General features: G+C 64.6%; 21 protein-coding genes, 1 tRNA gene and 1 pseudogene. 9 read left to right on the forward strand and 14 right to left on the reverse strand.

What is annotated here, in order from left to right:
• Positions 1-75: 75 nt before the first annotated feature.
• Genes QNO06_RS00085 through QNO06_RS00095 form a run of 3 tightly spaced genes read left to right on the forward strand, consistent with a single transcriptional unit; the run spans position 76 to position 1,715 of the window.
• Positions 76-867 carry a class E sortase gene (locus QNO06_RS00085; protein ID WP_227912361.1) on the forward strand — a complete coding sequence of 264 codons (792 nt, stop codon included), beginning with the start codon at positions 76-78 and terminating at the stop codon, positions 865-867.
• Position 868: 1 nt separating this feature from the next.
• Complete coding sequence (locus QNO06_RS00090) at positions 869-1,039, forward strand: hypothetical protein (RefSeq protein ID WP_227912362.1); 171 nt, start codon at positions 869-871, stop codon at positions 1,037-1,039.
• Between the two features lie 4 nt (positions 1,040-1,043).
• Positions 1,044-1,715 (forward strand): aminodeoxychorismate/anthranilate synthase component II, encoded by a 672-nt coding sequence (locus QNO06_RS00095; RefSeq protein ID WP_227912363.1) that lies wholly within the window; start codon positions 1,044-1,046, stop codon positions 1,713-1,715.
• Here QNO06_RS00095 and pknB read toward each other — a convergent pair.
• The 7 genes from pknB to QNO06_RS00130 are packed head-to-tail and all read right to left on the reverse strand — an operon-like array spanning position 1,712 to position 10,990.
• On the reverse strand, positions 1,712-3,571 hold the full coding sequence (gene pknB, locus QNO06_RS00100) for a Stk1 family PASTA domain-containing Ser/Thr kinase (protein WP_227912364.1): 1,860 nt from the start codon (positions 3,569-3,571) through the stop codon (positions 1,712-1,714). The genes QNO06_RS00095 and pknB overlap by 4 nt on opposite strands.
• Positions 3,572-3,573: 2 nt before the next feature.
• The gene (locus tag QNO06_RS00105) at positions 3,574-5,385 is read right to left on the reverse strand and encodes a protein kinase domain-containing protein (protein ID WP_227912365.1); all 1,812 of its coding nucleotides are present in this window, start codon (positions 5,383-5,385) and stop codon (positions 3,574-3,576) included.
• A complete protein-coding gene (locus QNO06_RS00110) occupies positions 5,382-6,821 on the reverse strand; it encodes a peptidoglycan D,D-transpeptidase FtsI family protein (RefSeq protein ID WP_227912366.1) in 1,440 nt (479 codons plus the stop codon). The genes QNO06_RS00105 and QNO06_RS00110 overlap by 4 nt, the downstream gene beginning before the upstream one ends.
• Positions 6,818-8,230, reverse strand: coding sequence for an FtsW/RodA/SpoVE family cell cycle protein (locus QNO06_RS00115; protein ID WP_227912367.1), 1,413 nt, complete (start codon positions 8,228-8,230; stop codon positions 6,818-6,820). Before QNO06_RS00115 ends, QNO06_RS00110 begins: the two co-directional genes overlap by 4 nt.
• Positions 8,230-9,771 (reverse strand): PP2C family protein-serine/threonine phosphatase, encoded by a 1,542-nt coding sequence (locus tag QNO06_RS00120; RefSeq protein WP_331461472.1) that lies wholly within the window; start codon positions 9,769-9,771, stop codon positions 8,230-8,232. The genes QNO06_RS00115 and QNO06_RS00120 overlap by 1 nt, the downstream gene beginning before the upstream one ends.
• Positions 9,772-9,773: 2 nt before the next feature.
• Positions 9,774-10,256, reverse strand: coding sequence for an FHA domain-containing protein FhaB/FipA (locus QNO06_RS00125; RefSeq protein WP_227912425.1), 483 nt, complete (start codon positions 10,254-10,256; stop codon positions 9,774-9,776).
• Positions 10,257-10,258: 2 nt separating this feature from the next.
• A complete protein-coding gene (locus QNO06_RS00130; RefSeq protein WP_227912368.1) occupies positions 10,259-10,990 on the reverse strand; it encodes an FHA domain-containing protein in 732 nt (243 codons plus the stop codon).
• 447 nt (positions 10,991-11,437) lie between these two features.
• Here QNO06_RS00130 and QNO06_RS00135 point away from each other — a divergent pair.
• Positions 11,438-11,520: transfer RNA gene (locus QNO06_RS00135), tRNA-Leu, on the forward strand.
• 162 nt (positions 11,521-11,682) lie between these two features.
• Here QNO06_RS00135 and QNO06_RS00140 read toward each other — a convergent pair.
• On the reverse strand, positions 11,683-12,045 hold the full coding sequence (locus QNO06_RS00140) for a DUF5997 family protein (protein ID WP_227912426.1): 363 nt from the start codon (positions 12,043-12,045) through the stop codon (positions 11,683-11,685).
• An 80-nt stretch (positions 12,046-12,125) separates the two neighbouring features.
• Here QNO06_RS00140 and QNO06_RS00145 point away from each other — a divergent pair, with 80 nt between their 5' ends.
• A complete protein-coding gene (locus tag QNO06_RS00145; protein WP_227912369.1) occupies positions 12,126-12,908 on the forward strand; it encodes a LysR family transcriptional regulator substrate-binding protein in 783 nt (260 codons plus the stop codon).
• Between the two features lie 47 nt (positions 12,909-12,955).
• Positions 12,956-13,333 (forward strand): VOC family protein, encoded by a 378-nt coding sequence (locus tag QNO06_RS00150; protein WP_227912370.1) that lies wholly within the window; start codon positions 12,956-12,958, stop codon positions 13,331-13,333.
• Positions 13,334-13,370: 37 nt separating this feature from the next.
• On the opposite strand, the gene QNO06_RS00155 is transcribed toward QNO06_RS00150, so the two are convergent.
• From QNO06_RS00155 to QNO06_RS00165, 3 genes are all read right to left on the reverse strand, one after another.
• Positions 13,371-15,101 carry a cation:proton antiporter gene (locus QNO06_RS00155; RefSeq protein ID WP_227912371.1) on the reverse strand — a complete coding sequence of 577 codons (1,731 nt, stop codon included), beginning with the start codon at positions 15,099-15,101 and terminating at the stop codon, positions 13,371-13,373.
• Between the two features lie 46 nt (positions 15,102-15,147).
• Positions 15,148-15,924, reverse strand: a complete 777-nt coding sequence (locus tag QNO06_RS00160) for a metal-dependent hydrolase (protein WP_227912372.1) — start codon at positions 15,922-15,924, stop codon at positions 15,148-15,150.
• A gap of 129 nt (positions 15,925-16,053) precedes the next feature.
• Positions 16,054-16,572, reverse strand: a complete 519-nt coding sequence (locus QNO06_RS00165) for a gluconokinase (RefSeq protein WP_227912373.1) — start codon at positions 16,570-16,572, stop codon at positions 16,054-16,056.
• 215 nt (positions 16,573-16,787) lie between these two features.
• Here QNO06_RS00165 and QNO06_RS00170 point away from each other — a divergent pair, with 215 nt between their 5' ends.
• Positions 16,788-17,501 carry a FadR/GntR family transcriptional regulator gene (locus QNO06_RS00170; RefSeq protein ID WP_227912374.1) on the forward strand — a complete coding sequence of 238 codons (714 nt, stop codon included), beginning with the start codon at positions 16,788-16,790 and terminating at the stop codon, positions 17,499-17,501.
• 68 nt (positions 17,502-17,569) lie between these two features.
• Here the strand turns inward: QNO06_RS00170 and QNO06_RS00175 are convergent, their stop codons facing one another.
• On the reverse strand, positions 17,570-18,067 hold the full coding sequence (locus QNO06_RS00175; RefSeq protein WP_227912375.1) for a Dps family protein: 498 nt from the start codon (positions 18,065-18,067) through the stop codon (positions 17,570-17,572).
• A 272-nt stretch (positions 18,068-18,339) separates the two neighbouring features.
• Here QNO06_RS00175 and QNO06_RS00180 point away from each other — a divergent pair.
• Positions 18,340-18,789: pseudogene (locus QNO06_RS00180) on the forward strand (SRPBCC family protein); the annotation flags it as partial.
• A gap of 215 nt (positions 18,790-19,004) precedes the next feature.
• Here the strand turns inward: QNO06_RS00180 and QNO06_RS00185 are convergent.
• Both QNO06_RS00185 and QNO06_RS00190 read right to left on the reverse strand, forming a co-directional pair.
• A complete protein-coding gene (locus QNO06_RS00185; protein WP_227912376.1) occupies positions 19,005-20,489 on the reverse strand; it encodes an FAD-dependent oxidoreductase in 1,485 nt (494 codons plus the stop codon).
• A 1-nt stretch (position 20,490) separates the two neighbouring features.
• The gene (locus tag QNO06_RS00190) at positions 20,491-21,288 is read right to left on the reverse strand and encodes an SDR family oxidoreductase (RefSeq protein ID WP_227912377.1); all 798 of its coding nucleotides are present in this window, start codon (positions 21,286-21,288) and stop codon (positions 20,491-20,493) included.
• 128 nt (positions 21,289-21,416) lie between these two features.
• Here QNO06_RS00190 and QNO06_RS00195 point away from each other — a divergent pair, with 128 nt between their 5' ends.
• Entirely contained in the window at positions 21,417-21,920 is a 504-nt protein-coding gene (locus tag QNO06_RS00195) for a DUF4383 domain-containing protein (protein ID WP_227912378.1), read from the forward strand.
• Positions 21,921-22,001: the final 81 nt, after the last annotated feature.

A 22,001-nucleotide genomic window follows, 5' to 3' on the forward strand; every position in this document is an offset into this window, starting at 1 on the left:
ATTATCCTAGCGAATTCCCGGGGCAGAGTATCCTTGGGCACACTAAGCTTCGAAGACCATCCCGCCGAGGAGCGTATGGACCAGTCCCCAGCAGTCCGCGAGGAGCACCGCCCACGCTCCCGCCCGTCCCCCGCGGGCGGCCCGGTACGCATGGTGGTCCACGTCCTAGGGGAAATCCTGGTGACCCTGGGGGTTATCCTGGGCCTGTTTGTGGCCTGGCAGCTGTGGTGGACGGATCTGGAAGCAAACAGGTCCCAGCAGGAGGCCGTGCAGGACCTGTACAAGGATTTTGACCTGCCTCCTGAGGACGCGCCGGCCCCCGCGCCGGCCGGCTACGGCGAACCGGTAGTGATGGAACCGCCGGCTGATGAGGGAACCACTTTCGCGGTCGTTTACGTTCCGCGCTTCGGGGAGGACTATGCGGTGCCGGTCAGCTCGGGTGTGGGTACCCGGGTCCTGGACACGCTGGGACTGGGCCACTACTCCGCCACGGCCATGCCCGGCGGGGTTGGCAATTTTGCGGTGGCCGGACACCGGCAGAGCCACGGCAAGGCCCTGGACGCCATCCACACATTGGTACCCGGAGACCGGATCTATGTGCAGACAAAGGACGGGTACTACAGCTACGTGTACCGCAACACGCAGTTTGTCCTGCCGGACCAGGTCGATGTTTTGGCACCGGTGCCTACAAAACCGGAGGCGGTCCCCACGGAACGGTTCCTCACGCTGACCAGCTGCAATCCCCGCTTTGGCTCACAGGAACGGATCATTGCCTACGCACTGATGGACTCGTGGCAGCCTCAGTCTGCCGGGCCGCCTGCAGAGATAGCAGACGCCGTCGCCGCTAATGTGCAAGGAGGTCGCTAAAATGTATGCATGGCTCTTCCGACGCCTGCCCGGCCCGCTGTGGGTCCGGATTTTCCTTTCCGCGGTGCTTATTGCCGCAGCTGTGCTGGTGCTCATGGAGTTTGTTTTCCCGTGGCTTGCAGAGACCAGCCTTCTTCCATCCTTCACGGAGTCAACGATTGGCGGTTCCTAGCACTATGACCACGCGCATCCTGGTGATCGACAACTATGACAGCTTTGTATACACGCTGGTGGGTTATCTGCGGGAACTTGGAGCGGAAACCACGGTGGTCCGCAACGATGACTTGGACGCGGCACAGGCACTGGAACTGGCGGCAGGGCACAACGGCGTGCTGGTGTCCCCCGGTCCGGGGACCCCGGCCGAAGCCGGTGTGTCCATTGACCTGATCCGCTGGTGCGGGACCACCGGAACCCCCATGCTCGGCATCTGCCTGGGGCATCAGGCCCTGGCCGAGGCTTTCGGGGGAACGGTAACGCACGCTCCGGAACTAATGCACGGCAAGACCTCGTTGGTGCAACATGGAGGTGAGGATGTGTTCACCGGGCTGAACAGCCCGCTGACCGCCACCCGCTACCATTCCCTGGCGGCCGTAGCGGACAGTGTGCCGGCTTCGCTGCAGGTAACCGCCCGCACCGCCAGCGGCATCATCATGGGCCTGCGCCACACCGAGGCGCCTTTGTCCGGGGTTCAGTTCCATCCCGAGTCCGTCCTCACGGAGGGCGGCTACCAGATGCTGGGAAACTGGTTGGAGTCCTGCGGCCTGGCCGGCGCCGCCGCCCATGCATCGACCCTCAGCCCGCTGATCTCCCGCACCGGCCGACCGGCGCAGGAACCGAACGCCGCCTAGCGCTGGGCGGCGCTCGGAGACGGGCTGGGGGACGACGGCGAGGGGGACGGGCTGGGCTCAGCCGGGGCCTTCGCTACATTCACCACAATGCTTGTCCCCGGCGCGACCTCGGTTCCCGGCATAACGCTCTGTGAGAGCACCATACCCGGGGCAGCTTCGGCGGACTCCACCTCCACCAGCTTCGGCGTAAGCAGCAGCGTGGGATCCAACAGCGTGGCTTCAGCCTGCTCACGTGTGAGGCCGGCCAGATCCGGGACCACCACTTTGCCGGTGGACACAATGATGTTCACCTCGGTACCAACGGGCACTCGCTCCCCGACAGCGGGTTCCGTCCCCAGCACACGCCCCTCGGACATGGTGGAACTGTTGTCGGTTTTGGTGGCCCCGCCCTTGAGGTCCAGCTCGCGCAGCGCATCACGGGCACCGGACTCGGTCATTCCGATCAGGTCGCCCGGGATCTCTGCGGTGGAGGGTCCCTTGGAGATATAGAGCGTGATGTCCTCTTGCAGATGGGCCATTGCACCGGCGGCGGGGGAGGTTCGTATTGCCAGCCCGTCCTGCACGGTATCGCTGTACTCCTCGCTGATGGACGGCGCACGGAAACCGGCGTCCACTATCGCGTTGAAGGCATCGGATTGCGACATCGCTTCCACAAGGGGGACCGAGGCCGTGGTGGGAGCCGCGGGCTTGGCGTTAAGCACGTTCCAGCCCACAACCCCGGCCGCGCCCAAGACCAGGACAAGGAGAATGACGAAAACGGTGGTCCAGGCACGCCGCCGTGCCTTTTGCTGCGGCTCGCGCTCCCCCGTGGAACCGATGTTCAGGACCGGACGATCCGCGTCTTCCTCGGCAGTAAGCGAACCGCCCGCCAGAACCTTGGCCATGGCGCGGGTACGCGGTTCCTCATCCTGCGGATCAGCCGGATGTACGGCATGCGGGGGCACCGCAATCGCCTGTGTGGCAGCCGTGGCGGGTCCGCCGTCGCGCACTGCCAGCAGAGCTTCACGGAACTCGCGCGCCGTTTGGTAACGGTGGTTCCGGTCCTTGGCCAAACCGCGTTCCAATACGTCGTCCAGGGCCGTTGAAACCTCGGGGTTGAGGCTGCTGGGCGCCACGGGCAGTTCGCGGACGTGCTGGTAGGCAACTGACACCGGGCTGTCACCGGTGAACGGCGGCCTGCCGGTGAGCAATTCGAAAAGCAGGCAGGCGGCGGAGTAGAGATCGCTGCGTGCGTCCACTGTTTCACCGCGTGCCTGTTCCGGAGAAAGGTACTGGGCGGTGCCGATCACTGCCTGGGTCTGCGTCATGGTGGCAGCTGAATCCGCCATGGCACGGGCGATGCCGAAGTCCATGACCTTCACGCCGCCGTCGACCGTAACCATCACATTGGCGGGCTTGATGTCGCGGTGGACAATCCCGGAACGGTGGCTGTAATCCAAAGCGGCCAGGACGCCCAGGACATACTCCACCGATTTGTCGATGGTGAGCTCGTCCGCCTTCAGGAGGTCCCGCAGGGTCCGGCCCGGCACGTATTCCATCACGATATAGGGCAGCCGGACATCGTCGCGGGTAGACGCTGACTCCTGGTCCCCGGTGTCGTAAACCGATACAACGGAGGGATGGTTCAGCCCCGCGACTGCCTGCGCTTCACGCCGGAAACGGGATTGGAACAGTGGATCCCGTGCCAGGTCCGGGCGCAGCACCTTGATGGCGACAGTCCGGCCCAGGCGGATATCCCGGCCAAGGTAGACGTCGGCCATGCCGCCGCGTCCGATCAGTTCACCGACCTCGTAACGTCCGTTCAGGACGTTGTCGGTGTTGAGGGTGGGTTGCCCTCGAAGGAAATCTGCGCTCATGGTTACTGGTTGCCGGTCGTGGTGCTGGGATCGGACTGGGCGGTGTCGCCGATGCTGGCGCCGCCGTTGGTGGAGGGTGACGGGGCGGTGGGAGAGGGCTGTGCCGGGGCGGGTGCAGGTGCCTGCGCAATGAAGTAGGTCACCGGGGAGCCCTGGGGTACCGCGGCGCCTTCGCTTGGGTCCACGCGGGTGACCGTGCCGGCCCTGGCGTTTGACGTCTCGCTGCCGCCGTTCCTTGCCACCAAACCGGCGTCGGCGATCCGCTGGCGTGCAGTCGCTTCGTCAAGCCCCGTCAGCGACGGTACCGAAACAAGTTCCGGTCCGGAGGAGTAGACGACGGTCACCGCAGACCCCGGAACGAGGCTGCCGGAGGGATTAACCTCAATGACCATTCCCTCGGGAACATCGGCGTCGGAAACCGGGAGCCGGTTGACCTGCAGTCCGAGATCCAGCAGTTCCGCGTAGACATCATTGACCGGCCGGCCCGCATAGGCGGTGGAGTCAACGAAGATTTCCTCATCGCTGGGAGATTCCGACGGCGTGGCCGACGGCGACTTGGAGGGCGACTTGGAGGGCGAAGCGCTCTTGGACGGGCTGGCAGCGGAGGAACTGGCGGCCGGATCCGGGTCTGCATTGTCGTCTGAACCGGTCAGGACGAAGAAGGCCACCACACCGGCCAAAATGAGTACCAGCAGGGCAATCAGCGGAATGGTCCACGGGCTGCGCCCGCGCTTTTCTTCCTCGACGTCACCGTTATCGTCGGCGCCGTCGTAGTCGACGTCGTCATCTTCGTCGGTCCACTCACGGGACGCGGCGAGCTGGCCGGTGGAGGCATCGCCCGCTACCGTGGCGCCGGCAACGGTGGGCAGTGCCGACGTGGACGGTGCCGTGTCCACCACGCGCGTGGCAGCGGTGCCCGCAGTGGGAACCGGGGCCGTCACGGCACCGGATGTGAACAGCAGCATTCCGGGCACAGCGGTTTCAGCTGCCTTGATGTCGCCGCGGCGGATGGCCGCAACGGCCAGGGCGAGGGCCTCGGCGTCGGCCGGGCGGTCCGCCGGGTCCTTCGCGAGCATGGACATGATTAGGGCGCGGACCGGCACGGGAATGGACTCGGGCAGCGGCGGCGGGGTGTCATTGACCTGGGCCAGCGCGATGGCGATCTGGGATTCGCCGGAGAACGGCCGGCGGCCGGCCAGCAGCTCATAGCCGATAACGCCAAGGGCGTAGATGTCGCTGGAACCGGTGGCTTGCTGCCCGGTGGCCTGTTCCGGTGCCAGGTACTGGGCGGTGCCCATCACCTGGCCGGTGGCGGTCAGGGGCACCTGGTCGGCGATACGGGCAATCCCGAAGTCGGTGATCTTGACCTTGCCGTCGGGCATGATGAGCAGGTTGCCCGGCTTGACGTCTCGGTGCACCAGTCCCTGATGGTGGGCAACGGCCAGGGCAGTGGCGGTCTGGCCGATGATGGACAGGGTCCGGTCCGGCGATAGGACCTTGTCGCGTTCGATGATGGTGGAAAGCGGCTGTCCGGGGACAAGCTCCATCACGAGGTAAGCGGAGCCCTCTTCCTCGCCGTAGTCAAAGACATTGGCAATGCCGGGGTGGTTCAGCAGCGCCGTATGCCGGGCCTCCGCACGGAAGCGGTTGAGGAATCCGGGGTCGCCGGTGTACTCCTCCTTGAGGATCTTAATGGCAACAATGCGGCCCAGGACAAGGTCCCGTGCCTTCCAGACCTCGCCCATACCGCCGATGGCAATACGGTCGGTCAGCTGGAACCTGCCGCCTAAGGTGATACCCGATGTAGGCCTCACTTATTCAACACCGCCTCTAGGAGTTTCTGCGCGCTTGGAGTGGTCAATTGGGCACCGGTGGTCAAGTCCACGTCTTCCATGACGACGGAAATGACAACTTGGGGATCGTCGGCGGGTGCGAAGCCAGTGAACCAGGCGTTGTCGCCCCGGCCCTCCACCTCGGCAGTGCCGGTTTTCCCGGCCACCTTTACGCCGGGAATACGGGCGGCACTGGCGCTGCCGTTATCCACAACACCCACCATCCATTCGGTGAGTTGCCGAGCAGTGTCAGGACTGATGGAGGTGTTGAGCTTGGTGGGCTTCGGCTCGTCAATCACGGACAGGTCCGGGGCACGGACGCTGCGGACCAAATTGGGGGTCATTTGCTCGCCGTTGTTGGCGATGGCAGCGGAGATCATGGCGACCTGCAGCGGCGTGGCCGTGACGCTTCCCTGACCGATGGAGGATAGTGCCAGCTGGGCCTGGTCCTCGTTATCCGGGAAGTGGCTGGGAACCACGGGTGTGGGAATGGTCAGCGGAGTGTCAAAGCCGAACTTCTCTGCCTGTGCCGCCAAGTTGTCCTGCCCGAGTTCAAGGGCCACCTGGGCAAAGACCGTGTTGCAGGACTGCGCCAGGGCAAATGCGAAGTCGGCCTCGGAGCGGGAAGAACACGCACCCGTGACAAAGTTCGGCAGGTAGGTATTGGTTCCCGGGAGCAGGAATTCCTGCGGATTCGGAATCACGCTGTCGGCGTCGTACTTTCCCGATTCCAGGGCTGCGGCCGTGTCTACCAGCTTGAACACCGAGCCGGGAGCCAGCAGCGATTCGGTGGCCGGATTGATGTACGGAGACAGTCCGGGGATGGAGGTGAGTTCAGCCATGGTCGATTCGATCAGGCCGGTGTCGTGCACAGCCAGTGCATTCGTGTCATAGGTGGGCTTGGAGACCATGGCGAGGATGTCGCCCGTCTTCGGGTCCATCATCACGATGGAGCCCTTCTGACCGTCCGGAATGAGGTCGTAGGCCAGCTGCTGCAGCTCCGGATCAATGGTCAGCTCCACCGAAGCGCCCTGACTCTGGGCCCCGGAAAAGACCTGGACCAGCTTGTCGTAGAACTGCTGCGGGCTGTTGCCGGAAAGTTCTTCATTCATCGCCGTTTCCAGCTGGGAGGTGCCGTTGAGGTTGAAGAAGCCGGTCAGCTGCGAATACAACTCAGGGTTGTTGTAGACCCGCTGGTAGTTAAACTCATCATTGGAAGGAACCGACTCGGCAACGGCCTTGCCGTCCACCAGGATGGAGCCGCGGTTCTCGCCGAAATCCCGGTAAATGGAACGCCGGTTGTCAGTATTTTTGTTCAAGTCCTCAGCCGCGAAGAACTGCACGTAGGTCAGCGACCCGAGAATGAGCGCGAACATTGCCAGGGCTACTACCCAGCTGTTCCGGATGGCCTGGTTCATTCGACTCCTTCCTTAGGGGTGCGCCGGCCGCGTGCAGAAGCACCGATCGGGGATTCACTCATGGCCGGAACCATGTCCGTGGACACCGGTCCGGAGGCCACCGGGCGCCGAGAGGCGTCCGAAATCAGCAGCAGCAGGGCCACAATGATCCAGTTCGCCAGCAGCGACGAACCGCCGGCGGACATGAACGGCGTGGTTAGGCCGGTCAGCGGGATCAACCGGGTAACACCGCCAATGACCACAAAGCACTGCAGCGCAATGGTGAACGAGAGCCCGCACGCCAGCAGTTTTCCGAACCCGTCTTTGGTCCCCAGAGCGGCACGGAAGCCCCGGGATACGAGAAGTACATACATGAGGACAATCGCGAAGATGCCGATCAGGCCCAGTTCTTCGCCCAGGGCGGCAATGATCATGTCGCTGTTGGCGAAGGTCACCAGATCCGGGCGGCCCTGGCCCAAACCGGTGCCGATCAGTCCGCCGCTCGCCAGTCCGAAGAGACCCTGAACCACTTGGTAGCTTCCACCCACCGCGTTGTAGACCTCGGGGTCAAAGGCGTTGAGCCAGCCGTGGATACGCTGCTGAACATGGCCGAACAGCTGCAGGGCAGCAAACCCGCCTACGGCGAGCAGGCCGAGTCCGATGACCACCCAGCTCACCCGGCTGGTAGCCACGTAGATCATCGCCATGAAGAGTCCGAAGAAGAGAATGGATGAGCCGAGGTCCCGCTGGAAGACCAGCACTCCGATGCTGACCAGCCAGGCAACGATCATGGGACCCATGTCCTGCATGCGCGGGAACTGCAGGGGGCCGACCTTGCGGCCGGCCAGGAGGATCAGATCCCGGTTGGTGGATAGATACCCGGCGAAGAATATAGCCAGGGTGATCTTGGCGATTTCGCCGGGCTGGAAGGTACCCACACCAACATTGATCCAGATCCGTGCACCGTTAATGGTGGTTCCGAGCGGCGTCAGCGGCAGCAGGAGGAGGATGGCACTGACGATCAGCGAAATATAGGTGTAGCGCCGCAGGATCCGATGATCCTTGATCACGAACATCACGGCGATGCCCGCGGCAACGGCCACGGTGCTCCACAGCAGCTGCCGGTCCGCTGCGGTGTCGCCGTTGGTGATGTCCAAGCGGTGGATCATTGCCAAACCGATGCCGTTGAGGGCGGTGACAATGGGAAGTATTACCGGGTCGGCATATTTCGCCCGGAAGCGCAGGACCAGGTGGAAAACAACCACCAGGGCCATCAGCGTGCCGCCCTGCACCCAGAAGTCGGAGTCGAACCCGCGGTCCTCATCCAGGCCGACGATCATGTTGGCACCCACCCCGACGAGCAGGGCGACCAGCAGGAGCAGGGCTTCGATGTTGCGGCGGGGTTTGGCAACGGTCAGGAGATCAGACATTACTGCTTACCTCCGCAGGCACTGTTGGCCGCAGCGTCGGGCTGCGCCGTGGAAGTGGGCGCCGGTGTGGAAGTGGACGGCGTGGAGCTGGGTCCCGGAGCCGGATCCACAGGGGGACACATGACAGCCTTGGCAGTGTCCCGCAGATCCTCTACGATCTGGTCGGCATGCTCAAGGTCCCGCGCGGGAAGAGTGTCTTCCACCCGGTTGCGGTGGTACTCGGAAAGGCTGTCCACGGGAATGTCAGAGATATCCGTGACGTGGGAAAGATGGATGGGGCCGATCGTCTGGGAAACACCGTTGAAGACGGCCACCCGGTTGTCATAGGAGCCCACGTAGTAACGGGTTTGGGTCCAGGTGTACCCGAGCCACATCACAGCCGCGAGCAACAGGGCCAGTACGGTCAGGAAAGCCGGGAGCAGCCAGCGGCGCCAACCGGGCCGCTTGGTGTCCTCCGGAGCGAGTCCCGGGGACTGTGCGTCGTCGGCCTTGTGCGTCAGCATGCGGGCGGCGCGGCGCTCGGCCGAGCGCTTAGTGACAATGGGAATCTGGCCGGTTTCGGTGGCGAGCGATGCTGCACCTACCAGGACATGGGGGCGCGAGGAGAGGTCCTGCCGGATCAGCTCCGCGCGTTCCTGAAGACTTTCGTCGTCTTCTTTATCTTCGCCGGAAGAATCGGCCTCGTCCTTGCCTTCGGTCACGGCCGGTGCCGGGGTACTCACGGCAGGGGCTGCCGAGATGGTTGCCTGACGGGGACGGCCCTGCCCGGCAGGAAGCTCTGTCATCGCCGCAGTGGACGGAGCGGACCCGGCGTCGGGATCATCGTCGATCTCGATCACTGCAACAGTGACGTTGTCCGGGGAGCCGCCGGCGAGGGTCAGTTCCACCAGCGTGTCGACGCACTGCTGCAGGTTGGAGGTGCCCCGCAGGACGCCCTCGATATCGGAGTCGCGGAGCACGGCGGTGAGACCGTCCGAGCACAGCAGCCAGCGTTCGCCCGGTTCCACATCGAAAGTGGCCAGGTCCAGTTCAGGGCTCGCGTCGACGTCGCCCAGTACGCGCATCAGGACGTTCTTATGCGGATGGACCTCAGCTTCTTCGGGCCGCAACCGGCCCTCGTCGATGAGGCGCTGGACGAATGTGTGGTCGATGCTGACTTGGCTGAACTCGCCGTTCTTGAGCCGGTAGGCGCGGGAATCGCCGATGTGGGCCAGGGCCAGCCGCCGGTCATGGAGCAGCAGTGCCGTGACGGTGGTGCCCATGCCGGAGAGCTGCGGGCTTGTGGTCACCAGTTCGGAAAGGAGGGAGTTTGCGGCCTGGATTTCGTCCGCAAGGACGGTCAGCGGCTCGTCCTCCTGGACCCGGCTGTCCAGATGCACCAAATCCAGCACGGTGGAGGCAGACGCGACATTGCCGCCGGCGTGGCCGCCCATTCCGTCAGCGACCACTGCAAGGTACCGCCCCACATAGGCGGAGTCGTCGTTCTTGAAACGAACCATGCCCACGTCGGAACGTGCTGCATATCGAAGGACCAAAGCCACGGTCAGGGCCTCAGCTCAATGACCGTTTTGCCGATTCGGACAGGTACGCCGGGTTCCACGGGCAGCGCCCGGGTGAGCTGGCTGCCGCCCAGATAGGTGCCGTTGGTGGAACCCAGGTCCTCGATGAACCAGCGGCTGCCCTGCGGGAACAGGCGTGCGTGGCGGCCGGAAGCGTAATCGTCCTCAAGGACGAGGGTCGCTTCCTGTGCGCGGCCGAGCAGGATGGGACTGGCGGCGAGGTCCAGGGTGGTGCCGCGCAGCGGACCTTCCGTGACAACGAGTTCCCGCGGCGTGACCTTGGCCGGGGCCGGGGCGCGCTTCTCCAACTCGGGGTTCCGGCGCATCTGCCGGGCGGTGGGGGTTCCGGTCCGGTTACGGCTGCCCACGGCAAGGTCGCGGCGGATGGCGCCCACTACGGAGATCACCATGATCCACAGGACCAGTAGGAAGCCGTACCGCAAAAGGGTTTCGGTCAGTTCGCCCAGCACTAACGTCCTCCGGCCCGGACAGGCAGCAGCCGGAAGACTATCCGGGTACGTCCCATGGCAATGGTGGATCCGTCGGTAAGCACTGCTTCACCCTGAACTTTCTGGCCGTTGACGAAGCTGCCGTTGGTGGAGCCCAGGTCAATGGCGCGGCTTGCACCGTTCTCGGTGCGTATTTCCAGATGCCGCCGGGAAACACCGGTGTCATCCACAAGAATGTCGGCCTCGGAAGAGCGTCCCAGGACCACCGACGGCGCATTCAAGGAATAACGCTGTCCGTCAATGTCCAGGACCGGCTGCACCCGGGCCGAAGGGCCTTGCCGGGGTGCCGGCGGCTGCGGAACCCTGGGCGTGGCTGAGGGGGATTTCTCGGTGGCGGAATCCACTTCCAGTACCCCGGACTTCAATGAGGCGTCACGGGTGAAGGACACCCGGACGGGACCCTGCAGGCTGTAGGACTGGCTGCGCGCGTGCTTAATGACGACGTCGCACAGTTCTTCCGCCAGCGGGGCACCCCACTGCTGGGCCTGTGTGAAGTCCGAGCTGGACAGCCGCACCGTGAAAACGTTGGGAGCCAAGGTGCGTCCCTGCCCGAGGACCATGGAGCGCTCATCAAGCTCCCGGCGCAGCGCAATGGCCAGTTCCAGCGGTTCTACCCGGCCTGAGGAGCCGGACGTGAAAGCGCCGCGGACCATCTTTTCGATGCCGCGTTCGACATTGTCGAGTAAGCCCATGTCCGTCTCCTTCCGCGTCCTGTCCGGTGAATAGCCACGCCTGCCACCCGTCTCCCGGCGCCGGGGCGCCGGGCGGAATGAACCGCCGGGACTGCGTTGGGACTGGTTCCGGCAGGTCACAGGTACATACGTCCACTTCGATACTACTGGGGAGCGCTGATAAATGTCTTACCGCGCCTCCCGGTACTCCGTGTCCGTCAAGCCCCCGCGGGATCTTTGCGGTGCATTTATTGGAAGTGTCCGGACCGCGCACCTGGGCGCCGGCTGCGGGCCGTCCCGCACCTACATCCCTGCAATGACGCGGATTTCAGGGGTGTCGAGGGGGCGTTTAGGTGTTTCGCCAAAATGCCGGTATGCTTGATTCTGCTGTTCCCGAGGAAACGCAACGCAGATGGTCTCAGGAAGATTTGAGATCATTCGCACATAGCTTCCGAGGGAAACCATTTTGCGCGAGTGGCGGAACGGCAGACGCGCTGGCTTCAGGTGCCAGTGTCCGAAAGGGCGTGGGGGTTCAAATCCCCCCTCGCGCACAGTTAGGAATGACCCCGGCTCACCAGCCGGGGTCATTTTTTATGCCCGGGTGCGTTGATCCAGCAGGGTGCACGTATAGAAACGGTGCATCCGCAGGCAGAGCACAAAGGAGGGGACCGCCTGGCAGCAGGCGGTCCCCTCCTTTGGAAGCAGAGCGGTATTTAGGAGCGTTCGGCCTTCTTCGCCTCTGCGTCCTTGACCCGCTGGGTTTCGGCGCGGACGGCGGCAAAACTGGCCCGCTCTTCCACGAGCCAGGCCGGGGGCTGGGCGAGCAGTGCCTTGATTTCCTCTGTGGTGAGCGGCTCCGTAATGCCGGACCGGGTCAGGCCGCCAATGGAGATGTTGAGCTTCTGGGCCACCACCGGCCGCGGGTGCGGCCCGTTGCGGCGCAGTTCGCTGAGCCACTCCGGCGGGTTGGACTGGAGTTCGTCAAACTGGGCGCGTGAAATGGGCCCGTCCTGGAAGTCCTGCGGCGCGGCGGGCAGGTAGATGCCCAGTTTCTTGGCTGCCGTGGCAGGCTTCATGGTTTGGGAGGATTTCTCGGTGGTCATATTCCAAGGGTATCCGCACGCCGCCGCCCGGGCCGGTGGGCTAAGGTGTTCTGATGCCCACAGACACTTCAGCTCTTCAGAACGGGGCGACTCCGCGGCCGCTGACCGTGGCCTATGTTCCGGGCGTGACCCCGGGCAAATGGATCACCCGCTGGCAGGAACGCAAGGACCAGGAACTGAGGACGTTCCAGTGTGAGGAAGCTGCCGCTGTGGAGGAACTGTCCTCCGGCCGCGCCGATCTCGCTTTTGTACGCCTTCCCGCTTCCGGCTTCACGCGTCCGGAGGGGCTGAACCTCATTCCCCTCTATGAGGAGCAGCCGGTTGCCGCAGCGGCGAAGGACCACCCCCTTACGGCCTTTGATGAGGTTGAACTGGCGGATCTGGACGGCGAAACCCTCCTGGACGTGGAAGAAATGGGCGGAGCCGCCGTCGCCCTGGAAGTAGTGGCGGCGGGCAGCGGCGTCGTTATCCTGCCCATGTCCGTGGCGCGGCTGTATTCGCGCAAGGATGTCACGGCCCGCCCCGTGAACGGGGTGCCGCCCACGAGGATTGGCATCGCGTGGCTGCAGGAACGGGACGGCGATGACGTCGAAGAGTTTGTGGGCGTGGTGCGGGGGCGCACTGCCAACAGTTCCCGCCAGCCTTCTGTCCTCGAAGAGCAGAAAACGACGGCGCGGCAGCGGACGAAGGCACGCCAGTCCCGCAGCGAGGGCAAGCCGGCGGCCAAGTCCGGCGGCCGCACGGCAGGCAAGGGCGCCGGCGGCAAGGGAAAAGCCACAGGCAAGGGTGCCGCCAAGGGTGCAGGCAAGAGCGGCAAACCGCGTCGCAGCCGCTGACTTGTACCGCGTACCGCTCCGGACGGATTTGGCGGTACTCTTCGCGGATGCGAATCAAGATGAGCAGTATCCACGTGCTGGACCCGCAGCGGGCCTACGGGTTCTACACGGGGACCCTCGGCATGGAACCCCAGATGGCCATGCCGGAGTACAACCTGTTCATTGTGTGCTCCCCGGAGGAACCGGGAGGGCCAGGGCTCCTGCTTGAACCCAGCGAAGATCCTGTGGCGGAAGCCTACCGGGCCGGGTTGTACGCACAGCAGCTCCCGGTCCTGGTGCTTGGTGTCCGGGATGTGCAGGCGGAGTACGACCGGCTCAGCGGCCTGGGGGTGGAGTTCATCGGCGAACCGACCCTGGATGCAATGGGCACGCAGGCTGTTTTCGACGACGGCTGCGGCAACTACATCCAGCTGCACCAAGACTGAACTGGCCATGTTGCTGCTCTGACCATCCCCGGAAGTCCTAGCGTTCGCCCAGCCGCGGGCGCAGCCGTGATTCCTCCAGATCCAGCAGGCGCTGCGCCTCCGCCAGCGTCCGGGATGCGTAACGCCCTTCGCGCCGGGCCACCAGCAGCTGGTCACGTTCGGCTTCCACGACGGCGCGGCGAAGCCGGCGGTACTGCAGCTGCGGCGTCGCCTCCTCGCTCATGCCCAAGGCGCGTACCCGTTCCCAAGCCAGTTCGCTGCGCAGGAAGGTGCTCTGCCGGACCCGTTCCACCACATCCGGATCAACTTCCTCCCGCGCACCCAGGCATTCCGCCGGTTCTTCCAGAATCGTCAGTCCGGCGCCGCTGAGTTCATCCAGGAGTTTGGCCAGTTCCCGCTGGTCTGCCGCGACGTCGCGTCCCTGGACACCCAGGACCCGGATCACCCACGGCAGGGTTCCACCCTGCAGCAGCAGGGTGGCCACAGCCACGGTAAAGGCAATCAGCACCAGCTGTTCGCGGTACGGGGTCTGTTCCGGCAGGGACTGGGCGGCGGCCAGCGTCACCACTCCGCGCATGCCGGACCAGGAAATCACTACGCCGCCGCGCCAGCCCAGACCCTCGCGGCGCAACTGTTCGACGTCGGCCCGCCGCCGTCGATACAGCAGCTCAGCGCGGCGATGGCGCCTGCGTTTGCGCTCATTGGTGAAGCCACCGGCCTTGATGCGGTCCAAGCCCAGCCGGAACCGCTGGGTCCGCAGGTCCTGGTACCGTACTTTGGCCCGCAGCACGTAGATCAGCGGAGTGACCCAGGCGAAACGGACCAGGACCAGCAGGCCGGTGGTGATCAGTCCGATCAGCACGGCGTCCCAGACCGAAAGCAGTGCCGTGTCCACGTTTTCCACCAAATGGCGCAATTCAAGGCCCATCAGCAGGAATACGCCGTTTTCGAGCAGGAACGAGATGGTGCGCCAGTTGATGCTGTCATTGATCCGCACCTGCGCCGTGAACGCTGAAGCGCTGCGGTGTCCCGTGTATAGCCCGGCAACCACCACGGCCAGCACACCCGAGGCGCCCACTTCTTCGGCGGGAATGAACGCCACAAACGGCACCACAAAGGAAATAGCGGTGTCCAGCACCGGGTCGTGCAGCTTGGAACGGAGAAAGACTGTGGCGGCGCCTACCAGCAGTCCCACGGCAATGGCCGTGATGACGGCAAATCCGAAGTCTCCGATGCCTGCCCAGATACTCGACAGCCCACCGGCCGAGGCAGCCACGGCGGAGCGCAGCAGCACCAGCGCCGTGGCGTCATTGACCAGCCCTTCGCCCTCCAGGACGGTCACCAGCCGCGGCGGCAGTCCCAGCCGCTTGCCGATCGCAGTGGCGGCGACGGCGTCGGGCGGGCTGACGACGGCGCCCAGGGCCACGGCGGCTGCGAAATTCAGGTCCGGGAGCAGCACATAAAGCACCGTCCCGGTGGCGAAGGCGGACACGAGCACCAGGAACACCGAGAGGGAGGAAATCGCGCCGATGTTCCGCCTGAAATCGACCACGGGCACGTTGACAGCCGCCGCGTAGAGCAACGGCGGCAGCACACCCATCAGGATCCACTCATGCGGAACGGAGAACGCCGGCACGCCGGGGGTATACGACAGGGCAAATCCCACAACCACCAAGATGATGGGAGCCGCGATGCCGAGACGTTTGGAGAAAGCCGCTACGGTCACAATCACCGAAACGCCTACTACTGCGAAGAGAGCCAGTTCCACACTTCAACCCTAGCCCTGCACACAGGGAAGGCTGCAGCCGGGACGGCTAGGTGTACGGTGACCAGCCGGTGACTGCGCTCAGAGCCGCCATGGTGACCCCGAAGATCGCATAGACAGTGACCGGAACCATGATGGCCCATTCCCGCCAGGAACCGGCCGCTCCGATCAGGGGGAGGGAGAAACTGCCGCTGCTGCGCCAGAGCTTGTTGACCACCGGGAAGCGGGCCAGGGAACGCGGACGTTTGATCCGCAGCGGCCACAGGACCATCACGCCCTGGTGGGTCAGCAGATCACCCAGGATATGCACGGCTACACCCAGGCCCACGGCAACTGGCAGCCAGTCATTGTTCTCCGGTGCGTACACGGCAATGAAAACGGAAAACGCCAAGGCGAGGAACCAACTGCGGGCCGGTCCGCCGGCGATCTTCAGGGCCTTGAAAGCGAAACCCATCAGCAGGACGGACAGGATGCCCGCACCCAGCGCCACCGAACCGAAGACGGGTACGTCCGCCGTCACCTTGCCCAACGCAGTAGCAAGGGCAACAAACACGGCAAGCCCCAGGAGCGAGTGCGTCCCGCGCCGGTGCCCCCCGCTGATGGTTTCGGTGAGGCGGGCCAGGATCTTGGTAATCGGCGGCAGTGAATGGGCTATCGTGCCGCTGTGGTGGTCAAGGTCCGGCAGCAGTGCCGCACCGGCCGTCAACAGGGCACCCGTCACCACGCCCAGCGGTGTGACCGGGTACCAGCCAAGGGCGTGCGGGGCAGTGGAAGCAACGGCAACCCAGGCCGCGGCGCCGCTAGCGGCATGGTGGCCACCCATCATGGTGTAAGAAATCCTTCGAAAGGGCGGAGCAGGCGCCGGTGATAAAGGGCGGAAAAATAGAAAGCTTTCTATTTTTCCACGGTTTCGGGCGGCAGCGGTTCACGGCGACGCCGCCGTGACGATGGCGCCTCAGGCGACGGCGTACCCCAGGTGCCGCAGTACCGTGTCCACTATTTCCGCCGGAGACGAAGTGATGTCCAGGCGGAGGCCGTCTTCGTCCGGTGCCAGCGGCTCCAGGGTGCTCAGCTGGGACGGCAGCAGAGAGGGCGGCATGAAGTGGCCGCTGCGGGTTTTCATGCGTTCTTCCAGCACTTCACTGCTGCCGTCCAGATGGACGAAATGGACGGTGCCGGGCGCCTGGGCGAGCACGTCGCGGTAGGTCCGTTTGAGGGCCGAGCAGGTCACGATGGTGCACCGGCCGTTGCCGGCCTGGGTGCCCATCCAGTCCCTGATCGAATACAGCCACGGCCAGCGGTCCTCATCGTCCAGCGGGGTTCCAGCGGACATCTTGGCAATGTTGGCCGGGGGATGGAATTCATCGGCCTCGGCGGCGATCCAGCCGAGCCGCTTGGAGAGCAGATTGGCGATGGTGGTTTTACCGGAGCCGGAAACACCCATAATCACGAGGTGCTGAGCGGTGGAGGCCATTTCCAACTCCTTGGAGGACGCCGTTGTCGAGGGTTTTGTGAATGCTGAAAGCAATTCGTCACAAAGGTATCACCAAACGCCGCGACGCTATGGGGAGGAGCACTGGACAACTAGGGTGAAGCGAGGTCTGCGGCATCGATCCGTCTTTTGGGGTTGTGTGCAGCCCGCAATGCCAATTGATGCCGTGTACGGAATATAACAGGAATGATGCAGACATGAGTGAACGCGCCGCACCCGCTCCCCAAGCAGCGGTGGTCCTGAACGGCAGAATCATAGAGGTGCTGGGGCAGGACATAGTGTCCGGCGTGCTGATGCCGGGGGACCGGCTGACCCTGGAAGGACTCCAGCAGGAATTCGGTGTTTCCCGGACCGTGGTTCGGGACTGCATGCGGATCCTCGAATCGATGAACCTGGTGTACTCCAAGCGCCGCGTGGGCATTGTGGTTCTGGAACCCGGGTTGTGGAACGTGTTTGATCCGCGCGTCATTAAGTGGCGGCTGCAGGGTCCGGGGAGGACGGAGCAGTTCCGGACCCTGACTGAACTGCGGGTGGGTGTGGAACCAGTGGCTGCCGCGGGCGCCGCCCGCCGGGCCTCCGACGTCGACCGGGCGCGCTTGGTGGAACTCGCGGCAGAGCTGCGCCGGCTGGGCGAAGCCGGGGAACTGGAAGGTTTCCTGCAGGCTGATATTGAATTCCATACACTGTTGCTGCGCGCCAGCGGCAACGATATGTTCGCTTCGCTGCAGGAAGTGGTTGCCGCGGTCCTGACCGGCCGCACCATCCACAAAATGATGCCGCCGCACCCCACCGAGGAAGCGTTGAGCGGACATGCCCTGGTGGCCGCAGCGGTTGCCGGCGGCGACGACGCCGCTGCGCTGGCGCATATGGCCGGACTGCTGGAGGAAGTGCGCCTGGCCGTCTCAGGCTGACCGGCCGGGAATGCAAAAGACCCGCACCTCCGTGGGAACGGCGGCGCGGGTCCTCAGCGAACCAGTGCTTAGCGGGTGGCCTCGAGGTTGCTGTCCTCGGGCGTTACCACCTGTGCCGTGGCGGAGATGTTTTCGGCATCCACCATCCAGGCGTACTGCTCCAGCTTGGCAATGAAGCCGTGCAGGATGTCGGCGGTGGTCGGATCCTCTTCATCCACCTGGTCGTGGACGTCGCGCATGGTCTTGACGACGGCGTTCAGCATCGCCACCACGTGCGTCACGGTGTCGCGGGTGTCCACGAGGCCGGCGGGGAACGGCGGCAGGGTGGTGCCCGAAGCGACGGCTGCGCTGCGGCCGTCCGGAACGGCCCAAAGTGCGCGCATCCGCTCCGCCAGCTCGTCGGTAAAGGTACGTGCGTCTTCGATGATTTCGTCCAGCTGCAGGTGCAGGTCGCGGAAGTTCTTGCCCACCACGTTCCAGTGGGCCTGCTTGCCCTGCAGATGCAGTTCGATCATATCGACCAGGACCGCCTGCAGGTTTGTGGCCAGCTCTTCTGATGCCTTCATGTTTTCCTCCGATGGTGACGAAAAATGAGTACTTCTGCACCTGCCGGGATGCCGGTTGCCGGTTCCGGTTCCGGTGCGCCGGCGGGTGGATCGCTTCCCACCCTAACCCGGGCCGCCGTGCCGGACCAGAACCTGCGGAACCCGCAGATGCCAATATAAGCAACCTTACCTTCCGCTTGAACCGGTTGGTGCTGCTGTGTACGGTGAGGAGAACGGGGCTGCTGGTAAAGGGGCCCGGCCAGAGGCAGGATTCGCACTACCGGAGGGACAGTATGACCACCGTAGAAGAGTCAATCGACGTAGCAGTACCGGTAACCACTGCCTACAACCAGTGGACCCAGTTTGAGTCGTTCCCGCACTTCATGAACGGCGTAATCTCGATTACCCAGCTTTCGGACACCACCAACCACTGGGTGACCAAGATCGGCGGCACGGAGCGGGAGTTCGACGCCGAGATCACCGAACAGCATCCGGATGAGCGCGTCGCCTGGAAGAGCACGGACGGCAAGTCCCACGCCGGCGTCGTCACGTTCCACCGGTTGGGCGATGCCCAGACCCGGGTCACCGTGCAGCTGGACTGGGACCCGGAAACCCTGGTCGAAAAGCTGGGCTCCGCCGTAGGAGCCGATGACCGGCAGGTGAAGTCCGATCTTAAACGCTTCAAGGAATTCATTGAAAGCCGCGGGTCAGAGACCGGTTCCTGGCGCGGCAACGTGGACGCACCAGGAAACGCTGCCACGGGTTCCGGTGGTCCCGCCGCGGCGCCCGCCGCTTCGGCAACCTCCACCAGCACCGAACGCCTTGCTGCCGCGCCGGAAGCCGATCCGGCCATGGACGATCCCGAATCGGGCGGTCCCCGCGCCGGCTTCTAGCCGGACACAAAAACTGCGGATGCCGGTCCGGCATCCGCAGTTTTTGGCTTAACCGGCCGGACAGGTCAGGCCGGGTCAAGATCCTTCACGGAAGGCCCTTCGAGCAGCGCGCCTTGGGCGCTGAAGCGCGAACCATGCAGCGGGCAGTCCCAGGACTGTTCAGCATCGTTCCAGTTCAGGACGCCCTTCAAGTGCGGGCACACCGCCGATACCCGGCTGGTTTCTCCGCGAACCGTGCAGATGCCCACGGGCTTGCCGTTCTCCCGGGCAACCACACCCTGCCCCTCCGGCGGAGCGGTGTCCGTGCTCCGGGCCAGCCCGGCTGCCCAGCCGGTGAGCATTTCCAGTCCCACTTCGGCGTTGTCCCGCAGGGTGGAGGCGGCATCCAGCGGTGCGACCCGGGGCTTGTACAGTTCCCTTGCCCACGGGTTCTCGCCGCCCAGGATTTCCGCGCTCAGGGCCAGTGAGGCGGCAACCGCGTTGGTCATGCCCCACTTGTTGTAGCCGGTGGCGGCATAGATGTTGGCGCCCATCAGCGGCAGTTGGCCCACGTAGGGAAGGCTCCGCGCCGGCGCGTAGTCCTGCGCCGACCAGGCGTAGCTCGCTGCGGTGCCCACTTCGAAGTTCTCCACGGTCCACCCCACCAGGTCATCGACCAGCTCCTGGGTGTTTTTCTTCCGCCCCACGGTGTGTCCGTTGCCGCCGGCGAGCAGGTACGACATGCCGTCCACCTCGGCGGTCCGGAGCGAGCGGGTGGGGGAATCCACCGACAGGTACATACCCTGGGGCACCGCGCCGGTGACGGGCAGCGCCGCGGCATAGGACCGTTCGGGCTTCAGGACACTGAAGTAGCCGCCGCGGTCCAGGATTGGAATGCCGGTGGCCAGCACGAGGTTCCGGGCACTAACCTCGCCCTGTCCGGTCAGTACCGTGATTCCGGCCCCCTCCTGGTGTTTGGCCCCGGTCACCCGGACGCCCTCTACCAGTGTTCCCCCATGCGCGCGGTAATCCTGAGCCAGCCCGGCCAACACTTCCAGGGGATGGATCTGCGCCTGGCCGGTCAGCCGCAGCGCCCCCGTGACCTCATAGGGCAGCTCGGTGTCCTCGGTCAGTTCAACGTCCAGGCCGGCCGCCCGGGCGGCTTCCTGTTCCTTGAGCAGGGACTTCCGCCCCTGTTCGGTAGTGGCATAGGTGTACGCGTCGCGGGTCTCGTACCCAATGCCGTTCTCGTCGCAGAAGCGCAGCAGCCAGCTCTGTCCCTGCCGGTTAGCTTCCACGTACTGCCCGGCAATTTCGGCGTTGTGATGCGAGGTGATTCCCGAGAGGATGGTCCCCTGCAGCAGTGAGAGCTTTGCCGTGGTGTTGCCGGTGGTAACGGCGCCCACCGTCCGGGCTTCCAGGATCACCACCTTCTGGCCGCTGCGGGCCAGCAGTGCTGCGGTGGTCAGGCCGGTCAGGCCGGCACCTACAACCACGGTGTCGTAGGCGGCCCCGGGTTCAAACGGGCCGGAGGGGATGGCGGGTGCGGAGTCGAGCCAAAGGGATAACATGTCAGCCTTCCCGCCATTCTGATGAGGTGATGTGGGAGCCGCCCTGCGGGCCCATTTGGAGCATGCCGCCGTCGACGGCCCACGAAGCGCCGGTGACGTAGGACGCCGCCGGCGAAGCCAGGAAAGCGACAACGTCGGCGATTTCGCGGGCATCACCGGGACGGCCGAGGGGAATGCCGGGGCGGTCCTCGCTCCGCGGATCGGTGTCTTCCTGATCCGTCATGGGAGTGGCGATTTCACCCGGCTCCACCGAATTCGCGGTAATCCCGTAGCTGCCCAGTTCCAGCGCGATGGTTTTCATCAGGCCGCCCAGACCATGCTTGGAGGCGGTGTAGGCGGCGGCGCCCACGCGGGGCTGCACCTCATGGACGCTGGTGACAGCTATCAGCCGGCCGCCGTTGCCGGCCGCGACCATCCGCTGCGCTGCCCGCTGCAGGCACACAAAGGCCCCGCTGAGGTTTGTGTCCACGGTGGTGCGCCACGCGTCATAGGCCAGGTCAAGGAACTTCTGCCCGTCACCGGTGCCGGCGTTGCTGACAAAAACGTCCAACCCGCCCAGCTGCTCCGCCAGTGCATCCACGACATCGGCGCAGCCGGGCAGGTCCGTGGTGTCCAGACGCGCGACGACGGCGTTGCGGCCGTGCGATCGGATCTCTTCCGCCGTGTCCCGGGCTCCTTGCTCATCGGAATGCCAGGTCACTCCCACATCCATTCCGGCTTTGGCCAGCGCGACAGCCGTGGCGCGTCCTATCCCGGAATCAGACCCGGTCACGATGGCCGTTTTCGGCTCAAAGCTCATTGGTACCCCCTCGTGGTCGTGGAAAGTCAGTATGCTTCCCACCTTGCCCCAATTGTGCAACAGTTTAAAGTCCTGATTACCTAATCCTCCCGGTCCGGTCCCCGGTGCCGCGGTGCAGAGGAGTCATCATGGCATACCCCAGTTACAGCTCCGGCGGCGGTCTTTCGGCCCGCCGGACCAGCGCGCAGAAAGCGGCAATTGCCTTCGGAATTGTTTTCCTGCTGATTGGTGTCCTGGGCTTCATTCCGGGTTTGACCGCCAATTACAGCCAGCTCTACTTTTCCGGTTACACCTCCGAGGCAACGCTTCTGGGCATCTTCCAGGTGTCGGTACTCCACAACGTAGTCCACATGCTGCTGGGCTTTGCGGGCCTGGCCATGGCCCGGTCCAATTCCTCGGCGAAGCTTTACCTGGTCGGTGCGGGTATCCTCTACGCCCTGCTCTTTATCTATGGGCTCCTGGTTCCGTTCGACACGTCAGCGAACTTTGTCCCCCTTAACACCGCGGACAACTGGCTGCACGTAATCCTGGCGGTGCTGATGATCCTGCTGGGCATCTTCCTTGGCCGGCGGACCGACAACCGGACGTACCGCAGCAGTGGCAACCCAGGCGAGGGCTCGATCCCGAACTGATCCGGACAGCCCAGGGACAACGGCAGGACCGGCCCCGGCGGGACCGCAGCGGCCATTTGGTGCCCGGCGGCGGGGTGCTGG

The organism is Arthrobacter sp. zg-Y20, assembly GCF_030142075.1.
Classification (GTDB): Bacteria; Actinomycetota; Actinomycetes; order Actinomycetales; family Micrococcaceae; genus Arthrobacter_B.